Annotated in this window: 27 protein-coding genes; 8 read left to right on the top strand and 19 right to left on the bottom strand. The window is 63.4% G+C overall.

All coding sequences use genetic code 11. From position 1 onward, the window contains the following. Window positions 1-32 precede the first annotated feature (32 nt). The 6 genes from NKI46_RS24870 to coxB all read right to left on the bottom strand — a co-directional run bounded on the left by NKI46_RS24870 (window position 33) and on the right by coxB (window position 5,306). A complete protein-coding gene (locus NKI46_RS24870; RefSeq protein ID WP_023668416.1) occupies window positions 33-914 on the bottom strand; it encodes a cytochrome c oxidase subunit 3 in 882 nt (293 codons plus the stop codon). Window position 915: 1 nt separating this feature from the next. After that, entirely contained in the window at window positions 916-1,542 is a 627-nt protein-coding gene (locus NKI46_RS24865; RefSeq protein ID WP_023727487.1) for a cytochrome c oxidase assembly protein, read from the bottom strand. A gap of 8 nt (window positions 1,543-1,550) precedes the next feature. After that, a complete protein-coding gene (locus tag NKI46_RS24860; protein ID WP_023668418.1) occupies window positions 1,551-1,706 on the bottom strand; it encodes a cytochrome c oxidase system small membrane protein in 156 nt (51 codons plus the stop codon). Continuing rightward, window positions 1,703-2,647, bottom strand: coding sequence for a heme o synthase (locus NKI46_RS24855; protein ID WP_023668419.1), 945 nt, complete (start codon window positions 2,645-2,647; stop codon window positions 1,703-1,705). The genes NKI46_RS24860 and NKI46_RS24855 overlap by 4 nt, the downstream gene beginning before the upstream one ends. Before the next feature lie 71 nt (window positions 2,648-2,718). Continuing rightward, a complete protein-coding gene (gene ctaD, locus NKI46_RS24850) occupies window positions 2,719-4,371 on the bottom strand; it encodes a cytochrome c oxidase subunit I (RefSeq protein ID WP_023668420.1) in 1,653 nt (550 codons plus the stop codon). Between the two features lie 38 nt (window positions 4,372-4,409). Beyond that, window positions 4,410-5,306, bottom strand: a complete 897-nt coding sequence (gene coxB / locus NKI46_RS24845) for a cytochrome c oxidase subunit II (RefSeq protein ID WP_050485823.1) — start codon at window positions 5,304-5,306, stop codon at window positions 4,410-4,412. Window positions 5,307-5,669: 363 nt separating this feature from the next. Here coxB and NKI46_RS24840 point away from each other — a divergent pair, with 363 nt between their 5' ends. The 5 genes from NKI46_RS24840 to NKI46_RS24820 all read left to right on the top strand — a co-directional run bounded on the left by NKI46_RS24840 (window position 5,670) and on the right by NKI46_RS24820 (window position 8,952). Beyond that, complete coding sequence (locus NKI46_RS24840; RefSeq protein ID WP_023668422.1) at window positions 5,670-6,254, top strand: invasion associated locus B family protein; 585 nt, start codon at window positions 5,670-5,672, stop codon at window positions 6,252-6,254. Between the two features lie 69 nt (window positions 6,255-6,323). Further along, window positions 6,324-6,521 (top strand): hypothetical protein, encoded by a 198-nt coding sequence (locus NKI46_RS24835; RefSeq protein ID WP_155923284.1) that lies wholly within the window; start codon window positions 6,324-6,326, stop codon window positions 6,519-6,521. Further along, on the top strand, window positions 6,518-8,221 hold the full coding sequence (tldD, locus tag NKI46_RS24830) for a metalloprotease TldD (protein WP_023816786.1): 1,704 nt from the start codon (window positions 6,518-6,520) through the stop codon (window positions 8,219-8,221). Before NKI46_RS24835 ends, tldD begins: the two co-directional genes overlap by 4 nt. A gap of 79 nt (window positions 8,222-8,300) precedes the next feature. Further along, entirely contained in the window at window positions 8,301-8,576 is a 276-nt protein-coding gene (locus NKI46_RS24825) for an AbrB/MazE/SpoVT family DNA-binding domain-containing protein (protein ID WP_081725433.1), read from the top strand. Beyond that, window positions 8,563-8,952 carry a type II toxin-antitoxin system VapC family toxin gene (locus NKI46_RS24820; protein WP_023834470.1) on the top strand — a complete coding sequence of 130 codons (390 nt, stop codon included), beginning with the start codon at window positions 8,563-8,565 and terminating at the stop codon, window positions 8,950-8,952. Before NKI46_RS24825 ends, NKI46_RS24820 begins: the two co-directional genes overlap by 14 nt. 66 nt (window positions 8,953-9,018) lie before the next feature. Here NKI46_RS24820 and NKI46_RS24815 read toward each other — a convergent pair whose 3' ends face one another. Both NKI46_RS24815 and NKI46_RS24810 read right to left on the bottom strand, forming a co-directional pair. Further along, window positions 9,019-10,254 carry a class I SAM-dependent RNA methyltransferase gene (locus NKI46_RS24815; protein ID WP_352460040.1) on the bottom strand — a complete coding sequence of 412 codons (1,236 nt, stop codon included), beginning with the start codon at window positions 10,252-10,254 and terminating at the stop codon, window positions 9,019-9,021. Further along, entirely contained in the window at window positions 10,251-11,030 is a 780-nt protein-coding gene (locus tag NKI46_RS24810) for a TlyA family RNA methyltransferase (protein WP_352748282.1), read from the bottom strand. Before NKI46_RS24810 ends, NKI46_RS24815 begins: the two co-directional genes overlap by 4 nt. Before the next feature lie 146 nt (window positions 11,031-11,176). On the opposite strand from NKI46_RS24810, the gene NKI46_RS24805 reads away from it, so the two are divergent. Beyond that, window positions 11,177-11,578 carry a GFA family protein gene (locus NKI46_RS24805; protein WP_023716106.1) on the top strand — a complete coding sequence of 134 codons (402 nt, stop codon included), beginning with the start codon at window positions 11,177-11,179 and terminating at the stop codon, window positions 11,576-11,578. Here the strand turns inward: NKI46_RS24805 and NKI46_RS24800 are convergent. The 8 genes from NKI46_RS24800 to NKI46_RS24765 all read right to left on the bottom strand — a co-directional run bounded on the left by NKI46_RS24800 (window position 11,575) and on the right by NKI46_RS24765 (window position 18,190). Then, window positions 11,575-11,859: a hypothetical protein gene (locus NKI46_RS24800; protein WP_352460042.1), complete on the bottom strand. Its 285-nt coding sequence runs from the start codon at window positions 11,857-11,859 to the stop codon at window positions 11,575-11,577. The genes NKI46_RS24805 and NKI46_RS24800 overlap by 4 nt on opposite strands. Window positions 11,860-11,999: 140 nt before the next feature. Further along, a complete protein-coding gene (gene dxs, locus NKI46_RS24795) occupies window positions 12,000-13,913 on the bottom strand; it encodes a 1-deoxy-D-xylulose-5-phosphate synthase (protein ID WP_352748279.1) in 1,914 nt (637 codons plus the stop codon). A gap of 101 nt (window positions 13,914-14,014) precedes the next feature. After that, window positions 14,015-14,935, bottom strand: coding sequence for a pirin family protein (locus NKI46_RS24790; RefSeq protein ID WP_023685413.1), 921 nt, complete (start codon window positions 14,933-14,935; stop codon window positions 14,015-14,017). 10 nt (window positions 14,936-14,945) lie between these two features. Next, window positions 14,946-15,212, bottom strand: a complete 267-nt coding sequence (locus tag NKI46_RS24785) for a DUF2277 domain-containing protein (RefSeq protein WP_023668432.1) — start codon at window positions 15,210-15,212, stop codon at window positions 14,946-14,948. A gap of 38 nt (window positions 15,213-15,250) precedes the next feature. Further along, the gene (locus tag NKI46_RS24780; protein ID WP_023668433.1) at window positions 15,251-15,502 is read right to left on the bottom strand and encodes an exodeoxyribonuclease VII small subunit; all 252 of its coding nucleotides are present in this window, start codon (window positions 15,500-15,502) and stop codon (window positions 15,251-15,253) included. A gap of 3 nt (window positions 15,503-15,505) precedes the next feature. Beyond that, window positions 15,506-16,432, bottom strand: a complete 927-nt coding sequence (locus NKI46_RS24775; protein ID WP_023685412.1) for a histone deacetylase family protein — start codon at window positions 16,430-16,432, stop codon at window positions 15,506-15,508. 71 nt (window positions 16,433-16,503) lie between these two features. Continuing rightward, window positions 16,504-17,487 (bottom strand): hypothetical protein, encoded by a 984-nt coding sequence (locus NKI46_RS24770; RefSeq protein ID WP_352748277.1) that lies wholly within the window; start codon window positions 17,485-17,487, stop codon window positions 16,504-16,506. Window positions 17,488-17,581: 94 nt separating this feature from the next. Further along, on the bottom strand, window positions 17,582-18,190 hold the full coding sequence (locus NKI46_RS24765) for a TetR/AcrR family transcriptional regulator (RefSeq protein ID WP_023708733.1): 609 nt from the start codon (window positions 18,188-18,190) through the stop codon (window positions 17,582-17,584). Between the two features lie 118 nt (window positions 18,191-18,308). Between NKI46_RS24765 and NKI46_RS24760 the strand changes: the two genes are divergently transcribed. Then, on the top strand, window positions 18,309-19,532 hold the full coding sequence (locus NKI46_RS24760) for an MFS transporter (RefSeq protein WP_023687137.1): 1,224 nt from the start codon (window positions 18,309-18,311) through the stop codon (window positions 19,530-19,532). 329 nt (window positions 19,533-19,861) lie between these two features. Here NKI46_RS24760 and ribB read toward each other — a convergent pair whose 3' ends face one another. Continuing rightward, on the bottom strand, window positions 19,862-20,962 hold the full coding sequence (gene ribB, locus NKI46_RS24755) for a 3,4-dihydroxy-2-butanone-4-phosphate synthase (RefSeq protein WP_023668438.1): 1,101 nt from the start codon (window positions 20,960-20,962) through the stop codon (window positions 19,862-19,864). A 73-nt stretch (window positions 20,963-21,035) separates the two neighbouring features. Next, window positions 21,036-22,151 (bottom strand): chorismate synthase, encoded by a 1,116-nt coding sequence (aroC, locus tag NKI46_RS24750; protein WP_023687136.1) that lies wholly within the window; start codon window positions 22,149-22,151, stop codon window positions 21,036-21,038. 183 nt (window positions 22,152-22,334) lie between these two features. On the opposite strand from aroC, the gene NKI46_RS24745 reads away from it, so the two are divergent. Continuing rightward, window positions 22,335-22,589 carry a DUF1344 domain-containing protein gene (locus NKI46_RS24745; protein WP_023687135.1) on the top strand — a complete coding sequence of 85 codons (255 nt, stop codon included), beginning with the start codon at window positions 22,335-22,337 and terminating at the stop codon, window positions 22,587-22,589. Window positions 22,590-22,671: 82 nt separating this feature from the next. Here the strand turns inward: NKI46_RS24745 and NKI46_RS24740 are convergent, their stop codons facing one another. Next, on the bottom strand, window positions 22,672-23,259 hold the full coding sequence (locus NKI46_RS24740) for a histidine phosphatase family protein (protein WP_352748273.1): 588 nt from the start codon (window positions 23,257-23,259) through the stop codon (window positions 22,672-22,674). Window positions 23,260-23,295: the final 36 nt, after the last annotated feature.

Below are 23,295 nucleotides of genomic sequence, written 5' to 3'. Positions count from 1 at the left end.
GCCCTTCTGATTTGTCGGTTCGGTGAAAGCCGTCAGTGGCCTTCGATCACCGCGCCGACCGATCCCCAGACGTAGATCGATGCGAACAGGAACAGCCAGACCACGTCGACGAAGTGCCAGTACCAGGCAGCCGCCTCGAAGCCGAAATGCTGCTTGGGCGTGAAGTCGCCTTTCCAGGCGCGGATCAGGCAGACCAGCAGGAAGATGGTGCCGATGATGACGTGGAAGCCATGGAAGCCGGTCGCCATGAAGAAGGTGGCGCCGTAGATGGAATCCTTGAAGCCGAACGGAGCGTGCATGTACTCATAGGCCTGCACCATGGTGAACAGCATGCCGAGGCCGACGGTCAGCACCAGGCCGTTGATCAGGCCCTTGCGGTCGCCATGGATGAGCGAATGGTGCGCCCATGTCACCGTGGTGCCCGACAGAAGCAGGATGATGGTGTTGTAGAGCGGCAGATGGAACGGATCGAGGACTTCGAGACCCTTCGGCGGCCAGACGCCGCCAGTGAAAGCGGTGCGGGCGTAATTCTGCACTTCGCTCGGAAACAGGCTGGCATCGAAATAGGCCCAGAACCAGGCAACGAAGAACATCACTTCCGAAGCAATGAACATGATCATGCCGTAGCGCAGATGCAGCGACACGACGCGCGTATGGTGGCCCTCATGCGCTTCCTTGATGGTGTCCGACCACCAGGCAAACATCGTGTAGAGGACGATGACCAGGCCGATGAAGAACAGCCACGGATTGGCGATGTTGTGGCCGAAAATCGGAAAATCGCCGTTCTTGAGATACTGCATCAGGGCGACGCCGCCGACTGCAGTCACCAGCGCGCCGATCGACCCCAGGAAGGGCCACGGGCTCGGGTTGACGAGATGGTAGTCGTGTTGTGGTTTTGCGTGCGCGTCTGCCATATCAACCCCCGAGATTTGCTTCGGTATCTGAAACTTTGCTGCTGCTGTTCGGCGTCGATGACGCCACCGGCTTGTTCTTTTGGACCGGGAACATGGTGTAGGACAGGGTGATCGTCTTCAAGTCCTTCAGTTCCGGCACGTTGACGATATCGGGATCCACATAGAACACGACCGGCATGTCCAGCGTCTCGCCGGGCTTCAGCGTCGTGTCGGTGAAGCAGAAACACTCGACCTTGTTGAAGTAGGGGCCCGCCAGTTCCGGCTGCACGTTGAAGGTGGCGCGGCCGGTAACGGCGCGGTCGAACTTATTGGTGGCGCTGTAATGCGCCTGCGTGGTCTCGCCGATCTTGATGGTGACCGAACGGGCGACCGGCTGGAACTGCCAGGGAATGCCGTTGGTGTTGGCGTCGAAGCGCACGGTGATGTCGCGGTCGAGGATGCGGCCGGCATATTGCTTTTCGGCGCGCTGCGTCGTGCCGCCATAGCCGGTGGCCTGGCAGAACATCTTGTAGAGCGGCACCGCGGCGTAGGCCATGCCGATCATGCCGCCGAAGAAGGCGACGCAGACGGCGGCGACGACGCGGTTGGTGTTCTTCTTCCTGGGATCGGTCACGGTCTGGCGGGTCATCATCGGCCTCATCCGGTATGGCCGAATTTCACGATGGTCGCGACGTAGAAGATGACGACCAGAATCGCCAGCGCGACGCCGATCGCCGCCGAACGGTTGCGCCGCGCCTTCTTCTGGCTTTCGGTCAGCGTGACCAGTTCAAGCTTCTTGTCGATCATGGTCATGCTCCACCGATGGCCAAAGCGCGACCGACGACACAGTCGGCAAGATAGATGGCGAAGATGGCGAAGAGGTAGAGCAGCGAATAGGCGAACAGAGCCTTGGCCGGCTTCATGACGCGGTCGCTATCGGTCATGCACAGCACTTTCCAGGCATACCAGACGAAGCCGGCGCCGAGAGCCACTGATGCGACGCCATAGAAGGCGGTAGTGAAACCGAGCACCCAGGGCAGCACGCCGATCGGCGCCAGGATCAGGGCGTAGGCAAAGATCTGGCGGCGGGTCGAGGCCTGGCCGGCAACGTTCGGCATCATCGGGATGCCGGCCTTGGCGTAGTCGTCGGACTTGAACAGCGCCAGCGCCCAGAAGTGCGGCGGCGTCCACAGGAAGATGATCAGGAACAGGACGAGGCTTTCCAGGCTCACCGTTCCGGTCACCGCGGCCCAGCCGATGACCGGCGGGATGGCGCCGGCGGCGCCGCCGATGACGATGTTCTGCGGCGTCGAGCGCTTCAGCCACATCGTGTAGACGACGGCGTAGAAGAAGATGGTGAAGGCAAGCAGCGCCGCCGACAGCCAGTTGACCAGCACGCCCAGCGTCATCACCGACAGCACCGAAAGCACAAGGCCGAAGCTCAGGGCTTCGCCGGGCAGGATGCGGCCGGACGGTACCGGGCGGCCGGCGGTCCGGCTCATCACCGCATCGATGTCGGCGTCGTACCACATGTTGAGCGCACCCGAGGCGCCGGCGCCGATGGCAATGGCCAGGATGGCGATCACCGCCAGCAGCGGGTTGATGGTCACGGGCGCAGCGACCATGCCGACAAAGGCCGTGAACACCACCAGCGACATGACGCGCGGCTTCAGCAGGGCGAAGAAATCGCCCGACGTGGCTTCCGACATGCGAAAGCCCGCTTCGTCAATCATTGGGTCGTCGACAAGGGCCATGCGTACATAAGTCCAATCATTCCGTTGGCCGAAAACCGCCGGCGGGCCGGCGGTTTCGTATTCGGGCTGCCTTACTTGATCTTCGGCAGCTGTTCCCACTGGTGGAAAGGCGGCGGCGAAGGCAGCTGCCATTCGAGCGTCGTTGCACCCTCGCCCCACGGGTTGGCGCCGGCGACGCGCTTCTTCTGGAAGGCCTCGAACACGCCATAGAGGAAGATCACCACGCCGACGGCCGATATATAGGAGCCGTAGGACGACACCATGTTCCAGCCGGCGAACGCGTCGGGATAATCGATGGTGCGGCGCGGCATGCCGGCCAGGCCGAGGAAATGCTGCGGGAAGAAGATCAAATTGACGCCGACGAAGGTGACCCAGAAGTGGGTGTTGGCGATCACCGGCGAGTACATGTAGCCGGTCATCTTGGGGAACCAGTAGTACCAGCCGGCGAAGATGGCGAAGACCGCACCCAGCGACAGCACATAGTGGAAGTGGGCAATGACGAAATAGGTGTCATGCAGCGAGCGGTCGAGGCCGGCATTGGCGAGCTGGACGCCGGTGACACCGCCGACCGTGAACAGGAAGATGAAGCCCAGCGCCCACAGCATCGGCGTCTTGAACGAGATCGAGCCGCCCCACATCGTCGCGATCCAGGAGAAGATCTTCACGCCTGTCGGCACGGCGATGACCATGGTGGCAAAGACGAAGTAGCGCTGCGTGTCGAGCGACAGGCCGGTCGTGTACATGTGGTGCGCCCAGACGATGAAGCCGACGGCGCCGATCGCGACCATGGCGTAGGCCATGCCGAGATAGCCGAACACCGGCTTCTTCGAGAAGGTCGAGACGATGTGGCTGATGATGCCGAAGCCCGGCAGGATCAGGATGTACACTTCGGGGTGACCGAAGAACCAGAACAGATGCTGGAACAGGATCGGATCGCCGCCGCCATCCGGGGCGAAGAAGGTGGTGCCGAAATTGCGGTCGGTAAGCAGCATGGTGATGCCACCGGCCAGAACCGGAAGCGACAAGAGCAGCAGGAAGGCGGTGATCAGAACCGACCAGGCAAATAGCGGCATTTTGTGCAGCGTCATGCCCGGCGCGCGCATGTTGAAAATGGTGGTGATGAAGTTGATGGCGCCGAGGATCGAGGACGCGCCGGCAATGTGGATCGACAGGATCGCCAGATCCATGGCCGGCCCGGGCTGGCCGGAGGTCGACAGCGGCGGATAGAGCGTCCAGCCGCCGCCAACGCCATAGGCGCCGGGCGCGCTCGGCATGAAAGCCGAAGCGATGAGCAGCAGGAAGGCCGGCGGCAGCAGCCAGAACGAGATGTTGTTCATGCGCGGGAAGGCCATGTCAGGCGCGCCGATCATGATCGGCACCATCCAGTTGGCGAAGCCGCCGATCAGCGCCGGCATGACCATGAAGAAGATCATGATCAGCGCGTGCGCGGTGCCGAAGGCGTTGTACATGCTCTTGCCGCCGTCGATGGCGGCATCGCCGTTCATGCCATAGACCATCTGCGCCAGACCGGTGAAGATCTGGATGCCCGGCTCCTGCAGCTCCATGCGGATGACGACCGAAAGCGCGCCGCCGACGATGCCCGCGAAGATCGCGAAGATCAGGTAGAGCGTGCCGATGTCCTTGTGGTTGGTGGAGTACACCCACCGGACCCAGCCATGATAGGGCTTGTGGTCGTGGTCGTCGTGAGCTGCAGCTTCTGCCATGGTCGGCTCCGTTCCCTAATTCTTGCTAACCCGCGGCATCAATTGCCGGCGGCCGCTACCTTGTTGGTACCGTCGACCTCGGCCATCAGCGCCTTGTTGGCGCCGGGGAGGTCGGTCTTGGCTGCTGCCAGCCAGGTCTTGTACTGCGCATCGGATACGACGCGGACGGCGATCGGCATGAAGGCATGGTCCTTGCCGCAGAGCTGCGAGCACTGGCCGTAATAGATGCCTTCCTTTTCCGCCTTGAACCACGTCTCGTTGGTGCGGCCGGGAACCGCGTCCATCTTGATGCCGAAGGCCGGAACGGCAAAGGAATGGATCACGTCGGCTGCGGTAACCAGGACGCGCGTCATGGTGTTGACCGGCACGACCAGCTCGTTGTCGACCGCCAGCAGGCGCGGATAGACCTTGCGGTCTTCCTTGCCGATCGCGGCGCGGTCGGCGTCCTGCAGGATGGCCGAGTTGAAGGAGAGCGTGTTCTCGGTCTGGTACTCATAGTCCCAGTTCCACTGATTGCCCGTTACCTTGACGGTCAGCTTGGCCTCTTCCGGCGGCGTGTACTGCGCCGTCAGCAGTTGGAACGAGGGAATGGCGATGAACAGCAGGACGACGACCGGCCCGACTGTCCAGATGATCTCGATCAGCGTGTTGTGGCTGGTCTTGGACGGAACCGGGTTTTTGCTGGCGCGGAACCTGAAGATGCACCAGGCGAGAAGCGCCAGAACCAAAGCAGTGATCGGGACGACGAACCACATCGTGTAGTTCCCGAACCACTCGATCTGCCGCATCATGTCTGTCGCCGGCGGCTGAAAAGTCATCTCCCACGGCTGCGGCTGGGCCGCATGGGCGGAGGCACCGGCGAAAAATGCGGCGGCGGCGCCTGCCGTTGCCATCAATTTGGCGCTTGCTGGGAATTTTCTCATCGCCCTCTTCATCTCCCGGTTCCTCGCGATCGCGACGCAAGAATATCGAACAATGCCGGGATGGGAATCCCGGACAGTCCCAAGGGTGGTTCAAACCATACTCTATTTCCCTCCGCAAGAAAGGAGCGGGCGAAACCGTGCGGCATTTTTGCGCGCAAGTGCTGCCGCGCTGTTTCGACGGCCTCGTGGCCCGCGCGGGTCGTCGACAGACAGGCTATGCGGGCTTGTGTCCGGAATGCGCCCGACGGTCGCAATTCGGGCGAATTTGCTAGGGAAAAGCGCATTATTGCGCCTGCCGGGGCTGACCGGCGGTCGCCCTATCCTTTACTTGGCCTTGGCGCGGCTTAAAGTGCCGTGATTCGCAATGGAGCCGTCATGACCTCTTGGCTTTCGAGAAACGCCTGGCATTCGAAGAGCGCCTGGCATTCGAAAAGCGCCTGGCTTTCGAGAAGCGGGGCGAAGGTCGTTTTTCTCGCCGCCCTGATCGGTATCGGCTCGTCCGCAACCGGCGTCGCCAATGCAGCGCAGCCCAGCGGCACGGTCAAGTCAACGCATGGCGCGTGGTCGATCATCTGCGACACGCCGGCCGGCGCCACCTCGGAACAATGCGTGATGATGCAGAACGTCGTTGCCGAGGATCGCCCGGAAATGGGACTGTCCGTCGTCGTCCTGCGCACCGCCGACAACAAGGCCGAGATCCTGCGCGTGCTGGCGCCGCTCGGCGTTCTGCTGCCCAATGGCCTGGGCCTCAATGTCGACGGCAAGGATATCGGCCGCGCCTATTTCGTGCGCTGCTTCCAGGACGGCTGCTATGCCGAGGTCATTCTCGAAAAGCCGCTGCTCGATACGCTGAAGACCGGGACGTCGGCCACCTTCATCGTCTTCCAGACGCCGGAAGAAGGCATCGGCATCCCCGTCGACCTCAAGGGCTTCGCCGACGGTTTTGCCGCCCTGCCCTGAGCTTGATGCTTGCGAAACCGTCTTTCCTCACAATTCCCACGGGTTTGATCTTTGGCTGTGGGGGTCATCATGCGTGCTTGTTCTTTGCTTTTGTCGACCGGTCTAATCCTGACCGGCGCCGTTTCCGTCGCCTTTGCCGAGGATTCCGAAATCATCACGGCGCCCGATCCGGCCGTCATTTTCGAGCTTGCGAAAGGCTATGGCTCGGCCAAGATGGACAAGGACGACGGGGCGATCCGATGGTCTCGGGCCGGCTTCAGGGCATGAAATATGTCATCTACTTCTATGGCTGCGAAAACCATGAGAAGTGCAAGTCGATCCAGTTCTCCTCGGGCTATACCGACCCCTTCACGGCCGACCAGGCCAATGAATGGAACAAGAAATATCGCTGGGTGAAGGCCTTTTCGGGTGACGGGTCGAACTTCAAGATGGATGTCATGTTCAGGGGCGGGGCTACCCGCTCCTACCTGCTGCGGATCGTCATTGCGGATTGTGCAGGCGCGTCTTCGCGCCTACATCGTGGCAACACCATTCCTCCTGTGAGCGGACCTGCCATGAACAGCCTGACCGGCCAATTCGACATTTCAGATGATCGCATCAAGCGGATCGTCGCCGACACACTGAACGGCGCCGACGACGGCGAACTGTTCCTCGAATACAGCGAGAGCGAAGCGCTGATGTTCGACAATGGCAGGCTGAAGACCGCCAATTTCAACACCGACCAGGGTTTTGGCCTGCGCGCCGTGGCCGGCGAGGCCAGCGGCTACGCTCATTCCAGCGATCTTTCGGAGGCGTCGCTGCTGCGCGCCGCCGACGCCGTCTCGACAGTCAGGGGCGGCTATTCCGGCACGCTTGCCGCGGCACCCGCGCGCACCAACCGCCATCTCTATGGCGAGGAGAACCCGATCCCCTCGCCCTCCTTCGAGGTCAAGGCCAAGCTGTTGCAGGAAATCGACGCATGGCTGCGCGCCGAGGACCCGCGCGTGCGCCAGGTGACGGCCTCGCTCGCGGCGTCCTGGCAGCATGTCGAGATCGTGCGCGCCGACGGCCAGATCGTGCGCGACATCCGCCCGCTGGTCCGCATCAACGTTTCCGTCGTCGTCGGCGACGGCGACCGCCAGGAAAGCGGCTCCTATGGCATGGGCGGGCGCAAGGCGTTCGGCGAGTTCCTGGTCGAGGACGCCTGGAAGCATGCGGCCAGGGAGGCGCTCAGGCAGGCGCTGGTCAATCTCGAAGCCATTCCCGCGCCGGCCGGAACGTTCGACATCGTTTTGTCCAGCGGCTGGCCAGGCGTGATGCTGCACGAAGCCGTCGGCCATGGGCTGGAGGGCGACTTCAACCGCAAGAAGACCTCCGCCTTTGCCGGCCTGCTCGGCCAGCAGGTCGCCGCCAAGGGCGTTACCGTGGTCGATGACGGCACCATGCCGGAGCGGCGGGGTTCGCTGACCGTCGACGATGAAGGCACGCCTTCGGCCCGCAATGTGCTGATCGAGGACGGCAAGCTTGTCGGCTACATGCAGGACCGCCAGAACGCCCGGCTGATGGGCATGAAAGCCACGGGAAACGGCCGGCGCGAAGGCTATGCGCACCAGCCGATGCCGCGCATGACCAACACCTATATGACGGCGGGCGACATGGAGCCGGACGAGATCATCGCCTCGGTCAAGAACGGCATCTATGCCGTATCCTTCGGCGGCGGCCAGGTCGACATCACCTCAGGCAAGTTCGTGTTCGGCTGCACCGAGGCCTACATGATCGAAAACGGCAAGGTGACGCAGCCGATCAAGGGCGCCATGCTGATCGGCAACGGACCGGACGCCATGCACCGTGTGTCGATGATCGGCAACGACATGAAACTCGACACCGGCATCGGCATGTGCGGCAAGGCCGGACAAGGCGTGCCGGTCGGCGTCGGCCAGCCGCATCTCAGGATGAACCAGATGACGGTCGGCGGCACCAGGGTTTGAGCGAGGAGACGTCGGCGGGCTTGAATAGTTCCCCTCACAGGGATATCTTACCTTTGTCTTACACAAGGGTAATACCGCAATGGGTGCAATAGAAAAGCTTATAACGACCGTCTCGACCAAGGGACAAGTCATCCTGCCCAGCGCTATCCGCAAACGGAGGGACTGGGGCGCGGGCACGCGCCTGCAGGTCGAAGACACACCGGACGGTGTACTTTTGAGACCGGCGCCTGCCTTTGCCCCGACACGACCAGAAGATGTCTTTGGTGTCCTGCCGCACAGTGGCAGACCGAAGACCTTGGAGGAGATGGACGCGGCCGTCCTTGCTGAAGCACGGCGGCGCCATGCTCGCGATTGATACCAACGTTGTCGTCAGGTATCTGACGAACGACGATCCCGAGCAGTCCCCGCGAGCCCGGCGGCTGATCGACGGTCAGCCCGTTTTCGTCGCCGTCACGGTGATCCTGGAGGCTGAGTGGGTGCTGCGCAGCGGCTATGGTTATGATCAGGCCTCGATCGTCAATGCACTGCGGGTGTTCGGCGGGCTTCCCACTGTCGAGATAGAGGATGCTGCGATCGTCTCTTCCGCGGTCGATCTAGCCGAGACGGGAATGGATTTCGCCGATGCGCTCCATCTGGGCAAGTCCTCGCAATGCTCAGCATTTGTGTCCTTCGACCGTAAGTTCATCAAGGCCGCACAAGCGGCCGGGTACGAAAGCGTTCGCGAAGGCTAGTTTGCCAGCCGGCTACGTCTTGCGGGGGGCGGCAAACTCAAGCACGGCCTTGTGAAAATCGGCGGATTAACGTCGCCGTTTCGGCTTCTCCAGCAGCGCCACGGCCTCGACATGCGGCGACCACAGGAACTGGTCGATGGGCGTGACGCTCTTCAAGATGTAGCCGCCGTCGATCAGGATGCGCAGGTCGCGTGCCAGCGTCACCGGATTGCAGGAGACGGCTGCGACGAACGGCACATCCGAGCGGGCGATCTGCTTCGACTGGTCCTCGGCGCCGGCGCGCGGCGGGTCGAAGACGACGCCATCGAAAACATTCAGCTCCTTGAACGTCAGCGGCCGCCGGAACAGGTCGCGGCGTTCGCCGGTTACCCGCTTCAGGCCGGTGGCGAAGCGCGATCCGCGGTCGAGCGCCGAAAGAGCTGCCGCGTCGCCTTCGACCGCGTGGACTTCGGATTTGGCCGCCAGCCGAAGCGCAAAGCTGCCGCAGCCGGCGAAAAGATCCGCGACTTTCCTGGCCCGCTTCAGATGTCCGCCAACGAGATCGGCCATCGCCTGTTCGGCGGCTTGCGTTGCCTGCAGGAAGGCGCCAGGCGGTATGGCGACAGCGACGGTGCCGAACATGACCACCGGCTTTTTCGGCTCGATGACAATCTCGTCGTCGATCGAAAGCCGGGCAAAGCCATTGGCCATGATGAAGTTGGAGGCGACCCGGCGCTGGTTCTCGCCCAGCTTGCCCGACTCATAGACAGCGACGTCAAGCCCCGAGCCCGTCACAGTGACCGCCATCCGGAACGATTTGGTGGTGGCGCAAACCAGGTCGGCGACCGACCTCAAGCGATCGAGCGCGGCAACGATCTCCGGCAGCGAGATCGGACATTCCTCGATGGGGATGATTTCCGGCGACAGATGGCGATGGAAGCCAAGCAGCATGCCTGTGTCGGCGCGCCTGGCGGCAAGCACGACGCGGCGGCGTGTGTGTGGCGCACACGGCACCAGGGCGCCGATGTCGCCGGCAATGCCTTTCAAGGCGTGCACGACCTTGTCGCGTTTCCATTGCTGGTAAGCGTCGGCTTGCAGATGCTGGACGGCGCAGCCGCCACATTCGGTGAAATGCCGGCAGGCCGGATCGATACGCAGCGGCGACGTCTCCAATACCGCCATCAGCATGGCGCGATCCCTCTCGCGCGCGGCGGTGACGATCTCGCCGGGCAGGGTGAAGGGAATGAACAGCTCGCCGGTTTCCGTCTCGGCGACGCCGTCGCCCTGCGAACCCAGTCTCTTGATGGTGAAGCCCGTGCTCATCGGTCCTTGATCCTGGCATCCTTGGTCCCGGCAAGCAGGAATTCGCGGTTGCCGTCGCCGCCTTCGATCGGCGACATGTGCAGACCCAATGTACGCCAGCCAGGGACGCCTTCGAGCCATTCCTGCAGCAAGCCGGCCACACGGGCGGCGTCATAAGGGTCTTTCAACAGACCGCCCTTGCCGATTGCCTCGCGGCCGGCCTCGAATTGCGGCTTGACCAGAAACACCGCACGAGCGCCGTCCCGTGCCAATGCCAACGCCGGTGGCGACGCCAGTTTCAACGAGATGAAGCTGACGTCGGAGACGATGAAATCGGGGATACGGCCGCCGAGATCGGCAGCCGCGAGCTCGCGAGCGTTGAGGCCCTCGATAACCGTCACGCGCGGGTCGCCCGCAATGTCGGGATGCATCTGGCCGTGGCCGACATCGATGGCCGTGACATGGGCCGCGCCGCGTTCGAGCAGCACCTGGGTGAAGCCGCCCGTCGAGGCGCCGATATCGAGAGCTTCACTACCCGCGGGATCGAGACTGAAATGGTCGAGCCCGGCGATCAGCTTCAGCGCCGCGCGTGAGACATAGCCCTGCGCCGGATCGTCGATGACGATGAGACAGTGCGGCAGAACCGTCTGGCCGGGCTTGCGGGCGACCACGCCGTCGACCGTCACGGTGCCGCGCTCGACCGCGTCGCGTGCGCGCGAGCGGCTCGCAAACAGGCCGCGCTGGACGAGCAATTCGTCGAGCCGCTGGCGTGTGCTGGCTGGCAGAGGGGAGTTCATCGGCCTTCATGGCGAAAGCCGGCCGCGAAGGCAAGGACATTGGCATGGGAGGACGTCGAGACCCGGGCCGCAAGCCAGTCCGCCCGGTTGAATATCGCAGCCAGTCCGGCAAGATGTAGAGGCTCAGGCAATGCGGAGGAAGACGAATGCTGACGGGAACCTGCCATTGCGGCACCGCCCACTGGACCCTGGAAGGCGATCCCGGCCCGATCACGGCCTGCAATTGCACGCTTTGCCGCCGCTATGGCACGCTCTGGGCCTATGACTTTGTCGACGAGCGTATCCGGCTTGCGGGGCCTGTGCAGTCCTACACCCGCGCCGGCAAGGAGACGCCGTCGCTGGAAATCCTGTTCTGCCCGACATGTGCCTGTGTGCTTGCCTGGCGCGGTTTGCGCCGCAGCGACAGCGGCCGCACGCGGATCGCCGTCAATGTCAGGCTGGCGCCGCCGGAGGCGGTCGCCGACCTGCCGATCGACCATTTCGACGGGCTGGACACTTATGACGACCTGCCGCGCGATGGGCGCTGCGTGCGCGATATGTGGTTTTAGAAGATCGTCCGTGAGACCTGCCGTTCAACGGCCGGCATCAGGCCGTCATTGCCGTCGCCTGAAGCCTGCTTGCGCGGGCGCTCGACAGGAACGACTGGCGCGTCCGGCACGACGACAAGCTGCGGCACCTGCTTGTAGGAAAAAGCGCCCCTGATATCGCCCATCTTGCGGGCGACGATGCCTGCCACCGCCTGTTCGAGCTTGCGGTCATAGCGCGTCTCGGCCATGGCCGGCGCGGCGATGACGGCCAAAAGGGCCGCGCCGCACAGAAGCGTTCGCATTGTTTTTAACTCCCTGCCTGGCTCTTGTTCTAGCAGGGGGGCGTTGAAAAACGGCCAAAAGACACGGTAAGCAAAACGCCAAAAGGAAGCGTTAACATAGGGTTGCAGCCGACAACCGCCTCAGAGGCGTGAGGTTTGATTCAGGCCCGTTGCGCGCGCGCGGAATGGCCGAGCGCGACGAACACGGTGCGCACGATGCCGGCCGCGTCGAGCCCGGCATCGGCATACATTTTTTCCGGCTTGGCGTGGTCGGTGAACTCGTCCGGCAGCACCAGCGGCCGAACTTTCAGACCGCTTTCCAGCAAGCCTTCATGGGCGAGGAACTGCAGCACGTGGCTGGCGAAACCGCCGACAGCGCCCTCTTCCACCGTCACCAGCACTTCGTGCGAGCGGGCGAGACGGCGGATCAAATCCTCGTCGAGCGGCTTGGCGAAACGGGCATCCGCAACCGTTGTCGACAATCCGGCCGCGCCGAGTTCCTCGGCCGCCAGCAGGCAATCCTGCAGCCGCGTGCCAAAGGACAGAAGCGCCACCTTGGTGCCTTCCCTGACGATGCGGCCCTTGCCGATTTCGAGCACCGAGCCGCGCTCCGGCATGTCGACGCCGACGCCATTGCCGCGCGGATAGCGGAAGGCGATCGGGCCTTCGTCATAATAGGCGGCGGTGCGCACCATGTGGCGAAGCTCCGCCTCGTCGGCGGCCGCCATCACCACGAAGCCCGGCAGCGTCGCCAGGAAGGTGGTGTCGAAGGCGCCGCAATGAGTGGCGCCGTCGGCGCCGACGAAACCGGCGCGGTCGATCGGGAAACGCACCGGCAGTTTCTGGATCGCCACGTCGTGGACGACCTGATCGTAGGCGCGCTGCAGGAAGGTCGAATAGATGGCGGCGAAGGGCTTGTAGCCCTCGCTGGCGAGGCCGGCGGCGAAGGTCACGGCATGTTGCTCGGCAATGCCGACATCGAAGGTCCGGGTCGGAAACGCCTCGCCGAACAAATCGAGGCCGGTGCCGTTCGGCATGGCCGCGGTGACGGCGACGATACGGTCGTCCAGGCGGGCTTCCTGGACCAGGCTCTCGGCAAACACCTTGGTGTAGGCCGGCGCATTGGCCGGGGCCTTGGTCTGCGCGCCGGTGATGACGTCGAACTTGTTGACGCCGTGATATTTGTCGGCCGCGGCCTCGGCCGGCGCGTAGCCCTTGCCCTTCTGGGTCACGACATGGATCAGCACCGGGCCGTCGGCATGGTCGCGGACGTTCTTCAAGACCGGGATCAGATGCTCGAGATTGTGGCCGTCGATCGGGCCGATGTGGTAGAAGCCGAGCTCCTCGAACAGCGTGCCGCCGGTGACGTAGCCGCGCGCATGCTCGACCGCCCGCTTGATGGCGCGATCGGCGCGTTTGCCGAGGTAGGAGGTCAGCTTCTTGCCGAAATCGCGCAGGCCAAGATAGGTTTTGCCCGACGCGAGCCGCGCCAGATAGGCGCTCATGGCGCCGGTCGGCGGGGCGATAGACATGTCGTTGTCGTTGAGGATGACGATCAGCCGGGCATCGAGCGCGCCGGCATTGTTCATGGCTTCATAGGCCATGCCGGCAGACATGGCGCCGTCGCCGATGACGGCGATGACATTGTTGTGCCCGCCCGAGAGGTCGCGCGCCATGGCCATGCCAAGGCCGGCGGAAATGGAGGTCGAGGAGTGCGCGGCGCCGAACGGGTCGTATTCGCTCTCGACGCGACGGGTGAAGCCGGACAGGCCGCCTTCTTGCCTGAGCGTGCGGATGCGGTCGCGGCGGCCGGTCAGGATCTTGTGCGGATAGGCCTGGTGGCCGACATCCCAGATCACGCGGTCTTCCGGCGTGTTGAAGACATAGTGAAGCGCCACCGTCAGTTCGACGACACCGAGGCCGGCGCCGAGATGCCCGCCCGTATGCGAGACGGCATCGATCAGCTCGGCGCGCAGCTCCGAGGCCAGCTGCGGCAGCTCGCTTTCGTCAAGCTTCTTCAGGTCGGCTGGAATGCGGACCTTGTCGAGAAGCGGCGTATGCAGCGTTGCGTTCACTGTTAAAGGGCCTGCTCAGCTATAATGCGCGTCGATCATGGCGAAATATGCCTGCGTCGCCCGAATGTAAATGCGTGTCAGTGACGCGGGTGATGCTGACGTTAATTGTCCGGTAACGGAATGAACTCTTCCTCATCGCCGGGAACGATATCGAAGCGGCCCGTCTTCCATTCCTGCTTGGCCTGTTCGATGCGTTCCTTCGACGACGAGACGAAGTTCCACCAGATGTGGCGCGGGGAGCCGAGCGAAGCGCCGCCGAAGAGCATGAAATGGGCGCCGCGCTCGGAGGACACGACGATCTCGTCGCCAGGCCGGAACACCAGCAGCCGTTCGGCCGGAAAACGGTCGCCCGAAATCGAGACATCGCCGTCCAGCGTGTAGATGGCGCGCTCCTCGGCGTCGGCGGGAATTTTGACGCTGGCGCCGGGCGCCAGCCTCAGATCGGCGTAGAGCGTCTCGGTATCGGCTCTTACCGGCGAGCGCAGTCCCTGGAAATCGCCGATCACCACGCGGCCGGAAACACCTTCGGCGTCGATCTCGGGCAGAAGGAGCGCGGCCGTGTTCTCGAACACCGGCGCCACTTCCTCCTTGCCGTCGGGCAAAGCCAGCCATGTCTGCAGGCCGGAGACCGACATTGGCGCGCCGCGCAGTTCTTCGGGCGTGCGCTCGGAATGGACGATACCGCGGCCGGCGGTCATCAAATTCACGTCGCCCGGCTGGATGACCATCTCGGTGCCGAGCGAATCGCGGTGCCTGATATTGCCGTCGAACAGATAGGTGACGGTGGAAAGCCCGATATGCGGGTGCGGGCGCACATCCATCGCCTGGCCGGCACGCAAGATCGCCGGCCCCATGCGGTCGAAGAAGATGAAGGGACCAACCAGCCGCCGCTTTGCCGTCGGCAGAGCGCGGCGAACCTGGAAGCCGCCAATATCCTTGGCGTTTGGAATGACCATGAGCTCGATCTGGTCGCTGGCGAAGGCATCGCCAGGCTCAGGGTCCTTGCCGGGGAAGAAACTCATCTGGATGTCCTCAGGCGAAGCGGAGCGCCGATTTGGCTTTTGCCTTGGCCGCCACCTCTTCGCGATTGCGCGGATGATGCGTGGTTTCCAGCGAATGCAGCAATTCATGCGCCGATTCGGCGATCGCCTCGACGGCACGGTCGAAGGCCGCCTGGTTGCGCTGCGAGGGCCGCGTCGTTCCGCTCAGTTTGCGCACGAATTGAAGCGCGGCGTCGCGGATCTCGTCATGGGTCGCCGGCGGCTCGAAATTGAACAGGGTCTTGATGTTTCTGCACATGCTTGAACTCCTATCTGCTTTATGCCCGCCCCATTCCACTACTCCGCGTCGAGCGGCTCCGTTCCCACCGGTTTGCCATCACGCGACAGCCTGATCTTCTCGACCTTGTCTTCGGCGGCCTTCAGCAGCCGGTCGCAATGGGCCTTCAGCGCCTCGCCGCGCTCATAGATCTTGATCGACTGGTCGAGCGGCACGTCGCCGCGTTCCAGATCATCGACGATCTTTTCCAGCGCGTCGAGTGCCTGCTCGAAGCTCATCGCCTTCACGTCTTCATTTGCTTCGCCAGCCATACTTTACCCCTTCATCAGCCGCCCGACATGGGCGGCGACCGAAAATGCCAGTCCCTGCAGATCGTAGCCGCCCTCAAGCAGGCTGACGAGCCGGTTGCCGCTGTGGCGCCCGGCGCGTTCCAGCAACTGGCCTGTCGCCCAGTCGAAATCGTCCTCGCTGAGGTTGATCTCGGCCAGCGGGTCGCGATGGTGAGCGTCGAAGCCTGCGGAAATGATGATCAGATCGGGCGCGAAATTGTCGAGTGCCGGCAGGACGCGCGACAGCAAGGCATCGCGAAACATGTCCGAGCCGGTCTGCGGCGCCAGCGGCGCGTTGACGATGTTGCCGGCGCCGGTTTCGTTTTTAGCCCCGGTGCCGGGATAGAGCGGCATCTGGTGCGTCGAACAATAGAGCACCGAGGGATCGTCCCAGAAAATGTCCTGCGTGCCATTGCCGTGATGCACGTCCCAGTCGACGATGGCGACACGCTCGGCGCCGTGTTTCTTCTGCGCGTAGCGGGCCGCGATCGCCGCGGTGTTGAACAGGCAAAAGCCCATGGCCGTGGTCTTTTCGGCATGATGGCCGGGCGGACGCGCGGCGACGAAGGCATTGGCAACGCTGCCCTCGAAAACATCGTCGACGGCAGCGTTGGCCGCACCGATGGCAGTGACCACCGCCTGCCAGCTTTTCGGGCTGGCGCTGGTGTCGGCGTCGATCGAGGCAATGCCGCTTTCAGGGATCGCGGCGCGGACGCGGGCGACGAAATCCTCGGGGTGGGCGTAGAGGATTGTGGCCTCGTCGCCTTGCGGCGCCGTTACCCGATCGAGTGCGGTGAAGGCCTCGTCGTCGAGCACGCGCTCGATAGCGCGCAAGCGGTCCGGCCGCTCCGGATGACCGGGGGGCGTCAGATGTTCGAGGAAGATCGGATGGGTGTAGAGCCTGGTGACCATGACCCGATATAGGCGCGCCCGGCCGCTTTGACCATGGTTTGACGCCTCACCGCCCCGACGTTCAACAGGGATTACACCCCGGGCGCGGGCTGCGTCCAGCGCGAGCCGCCGAAGGAAGCCACCGCCTTGTCCCTGAGTTCCCTGAACTTGGACGACGCCTCGGCCAGCCGCTGGTCCCATTCGGCGTTGGGCACCTGGCCTTCGATGGTCTTGAAATAGACCTGCATCAGGCAGGCGATGGCGAAGGGTTCGATGAAGGCCGCCTTGAAGGCCCAGGCAAGGAGGATGGCGAGCACGAAGGCCCAGCCGCCGAGCTGCCCCGGTATGAACCACATGATGGCGGCGGCCGGCGCCAGCATCAAAAGGAAGATGACGAAGGACACGCCCCACATGATGACAGCCAGCCAGACCGCGTTCTTGACCATGGTCTTGCCGTTCTGGGCATAGAGCACGACGCCTTGCCGGGCCGTTTCGAACGGCGACGACGAATTGATGCGGATGTTGTACCCGAGAATGATCTCATCGACATAGGTCAGCGACAGGCGGATGACCGTATTGATGAACGCGACCAGGCCGCCGAGACCCGGAATGGGCAGGAAGGCGGCGATGCCGCCGATCAGGCCGGTGATGGCGCGGATGGCGCCCTTGACCAGCTGGTCGACCACGAAAAGGATGTTGGCCTCGGCGAAACGCTCCTTCACCACGTCCTTGGCGTAGGCGATCTGGTCCTGCCCATTGGGAACGTCCCGGCCATCGATCAAATGGACCATGACGGCGATATGGCCGGCCTTGACGACGTAGAGGATGTATTCGCGGATCCAGTAGAGCGCGATCGAAACGATGCCGATGCCGACGATGCCGCCCCACAGTGCAAAGGAAAGCGGCCCGTCGGGATCGGTGGAGATGTGGCCGACGCCATAGCCGACGGAGGCGCCGCTGCCGGTCGCCACGATATAGGCGAGCGTGATGCCGAAATAGACGATCGTGCGAAGGGCAATGAAAGGCCATGTCCTGATCATGATGGACACCGACCTGCCGATTTCGAAATCCCACATGCGCCCGAATCTCCCCTCAGAGATGGACGGCGAGGATGAACCTGGGCCGAAAATTGTCAATCTCGGCAAATGCCGGGTCTCGGCCGACCAGATTTCAGGCCGGCTGCGAACCCTGTTTTTTGAGAAGGCCTTCAAGCAGTTGCTGGAAGGCTGCCACCACGGTCTTCGACGTCGCTTCGGGGTCGTTCGAATTGGCGATGCGCTGCGCCGCCTGGCTGCTGGCGCCGTTGATCAGCCGGGCGGCGGTTTCGGGGTCGACGCCGGGGACGACCACCCCCTCCTGCTGCAGAGCCGTCAGATGATCGGTCATCGAGCCGACGCAGGCATTGGCGTTCGGCCATTGCGCCGGATCGCCGAGCACAGCCGGACCGTCGCGAAACATGATGCGCTGGATTTCCGGCTCCAGCGCCATCTCGATATAGGTCGTGCATTCGTCGACAAAACGCTGCCAACGGCTTGGCGCCCGCGACGCAATCTCATGGATGCGGACGGCCATCTCGCCATCGATTTCGGCGATGACGGCCTGCAGCAGGCCCTTCTTGTCGCCGAAATGATGATAGAGCGCGCCGCGCGTCAGCCCGGCCGAGGCGGTGAAGTCGTCCATCGACGCGTCGGCATAGCCGATCGTGCCGAAAGCGTGGCGGGCCGCCGTGATCAGCTTGGCGCGCGTTTCGGCAATCATCTCCTTGCGGGGTCTGTGCATGGTTCTGGCCTTATTCACATACGCTTCGTATGCCAATTGACATACGCGGCGTATCGACTACCTATATTCATACGCATCGTATGTAATTGTCGAATTGGCCTTTGTCGAGGAACCAGCCATGCAAAACCCATACTCGGAAATCTTTCGTGCCCCTGGAGCCAAGGGGTTTGCCGCCGCGGGCTTCCTCGCGCGGCTGCCGATCGCCATGGCGCCGATCGGCATCGTGGCCATGCTCTCGCAGACGCGTGGCGAATACTGGCTGGCGGGAGCTGTCTCGGCGACGTTCGCGCTGAGCAACGCTTTCGTGGCGCCGCATATATCACGGCTGGTCGATCGCCTCGGCCAGACGCGGATCGTGATTCCGACCACCATCCTCACCGTGCTCGCCTTCGCGGTGCTGATTGCCGCAGCCAATCAGGACTGGCCGGTGTGGACGCTGTTTGTGTCGGCACTGGCGGCCGCCGCCATGCCCAGCATGCCGGCGATGGTGCGCGCGCGCTGGACCGAGATTTTTCGCGGCCGGCCGCAGATGAACACCGCATTCGCCTTCGAATCGGCGGCGGACGAACTCGTCTACATTGCAGGCGCATCGCTGTCGGTGGGCTTGAGTGCCGCTCTGTTCCCGGAAGCCGGTGTCCTGGTCAGCACGCTATTCCTCGCCCTTGGCTCGGCAGCCTTCATCCTGCAGCGTTCGACCGAACCACAAGTGCGGCCGGTGAATCATGTCTCGAGCGGCTCGGCAATCCGGCTCAGGCCGGTGCAGATCATCACCTTCGCCCTGATCTTCGTCGGCGCCACCTTCGCGACGACGGAAGTGAGCACGGTGGCGATCACCAAGGAACTCGGCCAGCCGGGCGCCGCCAGCCTCGTCATCGGCGTCTATGCGCTGGGATCGTTCGTGCTCGGCCTTATCGTCGGCGCGCTCAACCTGAAAGCGCCGCTGCAGCGCCAGTTGGCCCTCGCGGTCGCCCTCGTTGCGCTCGGCACGCTGCTGCCGCTCACCGCCGACACGGTGCCGCTGCTGGCGCTGACCGTTTTCATCAGCGGCGTGGCGATCTCGCCAACCTTCATCACCGCCTTCGGCCTGATCGAACGCCACGTGCCGGAAGCGATGCTGACCGAAGGCATCACCTGGGTGATGACAGGCATCGGCATCGGCATGGCGCTCGGTTCGTTTGCCGCCGGTGCGGTGGTGGATGAATTCGGCGCCCGCAACGGGTTCTGGGTCTCGGTGGCGGCCGGCGTCATCGCATTGGTGACGGTGTTGCTGGGCCAGCGCAGCCTGGCCACCCACACATGCGAGCTGGACGGATGCGACGCGGCCGCCGTTCCCGCGGAGTGAGGATATGGCCTGACGTTGGCTTTGGAGACGATCGCAAACGTTCGGAATTAGGTGAGGCCTCTGGTGTCGTCATCCACGCGCGAGCGGGAGCGAAGCGGCCGCGCAGACCCGAGGACCCATTCCGTTACCTTGACCGAAGGGTGCAGCGGAGCAGACTTCTGCACCGTTGCAACGCGTCGAAGTCGCGGCATGGATCCTATGGTCTGCGCCGCGTCGCTTCGCTCCTTGCTTCGCCATAGGATGACGAACGCGTGGAGGCTTCAGCAAATCGCAGAAGCAGGCGACCTGCCCGCGCAATTTTTTCGGCAGCGTCGCTCTTGCGCGACGAACTAGATAATCTCAGTTTTCGCGATGTGAATCCCAAAGCCTTCAAGCCCGACATAGTGGCGCTCGCGCGAGGCGATCAGGTTGATCGAGGAAATGCCGAGATCCTTCAGGATCTGGGCGCCGAGGCCGATTTCTCGCCACTCGTTCTCACGGCGGCGGGCCTCTTCGTGGTCCTCACGGTCGGCACTCATCGGCCGGTTGCGCTCCTGATGGGCGACGCCGACCGAACCCTCCCGGAGATAGACGATGACGCCGCGCTTGCGTTCGCCCATCGCCTTCATAATGGCGTCGAGCCGGTGGCTGGTGCCGAACACGTCGGTCACCACATCCTCCGAATGCAGCCGCACCGGCACGTCCTCGCCGTCACGGATGTCGCCGAAAACGACCGCGACATGGTGCATGGAGTCCCAGGGCAGCGTGTAGGTGAAGACCTGTGCCTTGCCGCCGAGTGTGTCGATTTCGGAGCAGGCGACGCGTTCGACCAGCGTTTCCTTGCGCTGCCGGTAGGCGATGAGGTCGGCGACCGAGACCTGCTTGAGGCCGTGTTCCTCGGCAAAGCTCGCCACCTGCGGGCCGCGCTTGACGGTGCCGTCGTCATTGACCAACTCCGAGATCACGCCAACCGGCGGCAGGCCGGCAAGTTTGCACAAGTCAACCGCGGCTTCGGTATGGCCCGAGCGCATCAGCACGCCGCCTTCCCTAGCGATCAGCGGGAAGATGTGGCCGGGCCGGACGAAATCCGAACCGCCGACATTGCCGTTGGCCAGGTTGCGCACGGTCAGCGTGCGGTCCTCGGCCGAAATGCCGGTGGTGGTGCCATGCTTGAAATCGACGCTGACGGTAAAGGCCGTGGTGTGGGCGGAATCATTGTCGGCGACCATCGGCTGCAGATTGAGCCGCTTGGCCTCCTCGCGCGGCATCGGCGTGCAGACGATGCCGGAGGTGTGACGGATGATGAAGGCCATTTTCTCCGGGCTGCAATGCACGGCGGCAACGATCAGGTCGCCCTCGTTCTCACGCCCGTCATCGTCCATGACGACGACGATCTCGCCGCGTTCGAAGGCGCGGATGGCTTCGACGATTTTCTTCTGATCGTATGGCATTGGCTCGCTTCGCTCGCAGGGAATAGGGTTGGGCAGTAGGAGTTAGGGAAGGAAGGACGGGCTGGCCTATTGCCTAATCCCTACTGCCTAATCCCTGGCCTGTCTGTCCCCGGTGCCGCAGATAATGGTCCGCGATGGCGCAGGCAACCATGGCTTCGCCGATCGGCACGGCACGGATGCCGACGCAGGGATCGTGGCGGCCCTTGGTCATGACGTCGACGTCGTTGCCGTCCTTGTCGATGGATTTGCGCGGCGTCAGGATCGACGAGGTCGGCTTGACGGCGAAGCGGGCGACGATCGCCTGGCCGGTCGAGATGCCGCCCAGAATGCCGCCGGCATTGTTGGACAGGAAGACCGGCTTGCCGTCATTGCCGATGCGCATCTCGTCGGCATTCTGTTCGCCGGTGATGCGGGCGGCCTCGAAGCCGTTGCCGATCTCGACGCCCTTGACGGCGTTGATCGACATCAGGCCGGACGCGATGTCCTGGTCGAGCTTGGCGTATATCGGCGCGCCAAGGCCGGCTGGCACGCCGTCGGCGACGATCTCGATAACCGCGCCGACCGAGGAGCCGGATTTGCGGATGCCGTCGAGGTATTGCGTGAAGACGGGAACGGACGCCGGATCGGGGGTGAAGAACGGGTTTTCGGCGTCACCGATGAAATTCCAGTTCCAGTTGGCGCGGTCGATGGATTTCTCGCCCATCGAGACCAGCGCGCCGCGCACCACCATGCCGGGCACCACCTTGCGCGCCAAGGCGCCGGCCGCCACGCGAGCGGCGGTCTCGCGGGCCGAAGAACGGCCGCCGCCGCGATGGTCGCGCAGGCCGTATTTGACGTCATAGGTGTAGTCGGCGTGGCCGGGACGGTACTGGCGGGCGATCTCGCCATAGTCCTTGGAGCGCTGGTCGACATTCTCGATCAGCATCGAGACGGGCGTGCCGGTGGTGATCATCGACTCGCCGTCCTCGTCGAGGATGAAGCCGGACAGCACCTTCACCTCGTCCGGTTCGCGGCGCTGCGTCACAAAACGTGACTGGCCGGGGCGGCGCTTGTCGAGTTCGGCCTGAATTTCGGCCCGTGTGAAGCGGATGCCGGGCGGGCAGCCGTCGACGACACAGCCGAGCGACGGGCCATGGCTTTCGCCCCAGGTGGTGACGCGGAAGAGATGGCCGAACGTGTTGTGAGACATGAATTTTAGCCCTGCCCGGCAGCGGACCGGATCAAAGGTGCGTTCTATTGGCGTTTTCCACAGCGGTCAAACTGTGATCCGGCGGTTTTAGTTTTGACACATTCGGTTGGTTTCTGCTCTCTTCCATCCGCCCGTTGAAAGCTCGCCGCCATCCGTGCAAGCGCAATGACAAAGAGGACGACGATGCGTACCCTGATTGGCGCTGCTGCCGCCATGTTGCTGATTTCCACCGCCGCCTATGCCGGCCAGACCGAAGGCCTGATCAAGAAGGTCGACAAGGACGCACTGACGCTGACGCTGGAGGACGGCAAGTCCTTCAAGCTCAACGCCGAGACCGATCTCGATTCGCTGAAGCCGGGCATGGATGTCGTGATTGCCTATGACGTGACGAATGGCGAGAACGTCGTCACCGACATGGAACTGCCCGACACCGAATAAGACCGACGCCGAACAGGGTCTTGCCGCTCGGCGGAGCCCTGCACGGATAAACAGGACAGTCGTCCTGTTTATCTGCTCGAACCTAAAGCCAATCCAGACGCCCGTCCTGCAGCCTGAGCACCCGGTCCTGCCGCACTTCCAGGTTTGCCGCTTCGTGTTCGGAAACACCCTTGACCATCCGAAACAGGGTCCGCACGACGCCACCATGCGTGACGCAGACCGTCTGGTGGTCGAGCGCGTCGAACCACGGCTTCACCCGTTCGAGCAGCATCTGGTAGCTTTCGGCGCCCTCGCCCGGCGGCTGGAAATTCCATTTGTTGCGTCGTCGCGCCTTCGCCGAGCCCGGCATCCGCGCATCGAGTTCGGCATAGGTAAAGCCCTGCCAGTCGCCAAAGTGCACCTCGACCAGACGCGGGTCGGTGCGGTAGCCATCGGGATCGAGCTGCATCGCCAAGCGCAGCCGCTGCACCGTCTCGCGCGTCCGCTTCATCGGGCTGGCGACAAAGTCGAAATCCTCAGGGTTCTGGATCAGTTCGGCCAGCCGCCGTCCATTGCGGGTCGCCTGCTCGCGGCCGAGCGCGTTGAGATCGGTGTCGGCCTGGCCCTGCAGCCGCGACTCGGCATTCCACTGCGTCTGGCCATGGCGCACGATGTAGACGAGCGGAACCATCAGGTCTTCCGGAAATCAGGACAGGCGGGCGGAAAC

Origin of the sequence: Mesorhizobium sp. M0615, from assembly GCF_040320805.1 — a bacterium.
Taxonomy (GTDB): Bacteria; Pseudomonadota; Alphaproteobacteria; order Rhizobiales; family Rhizobiaceae; genus Mesorhizobium.
This window is presented reverse-complemented; position numbering and strand designations above follow the sequence as displayed.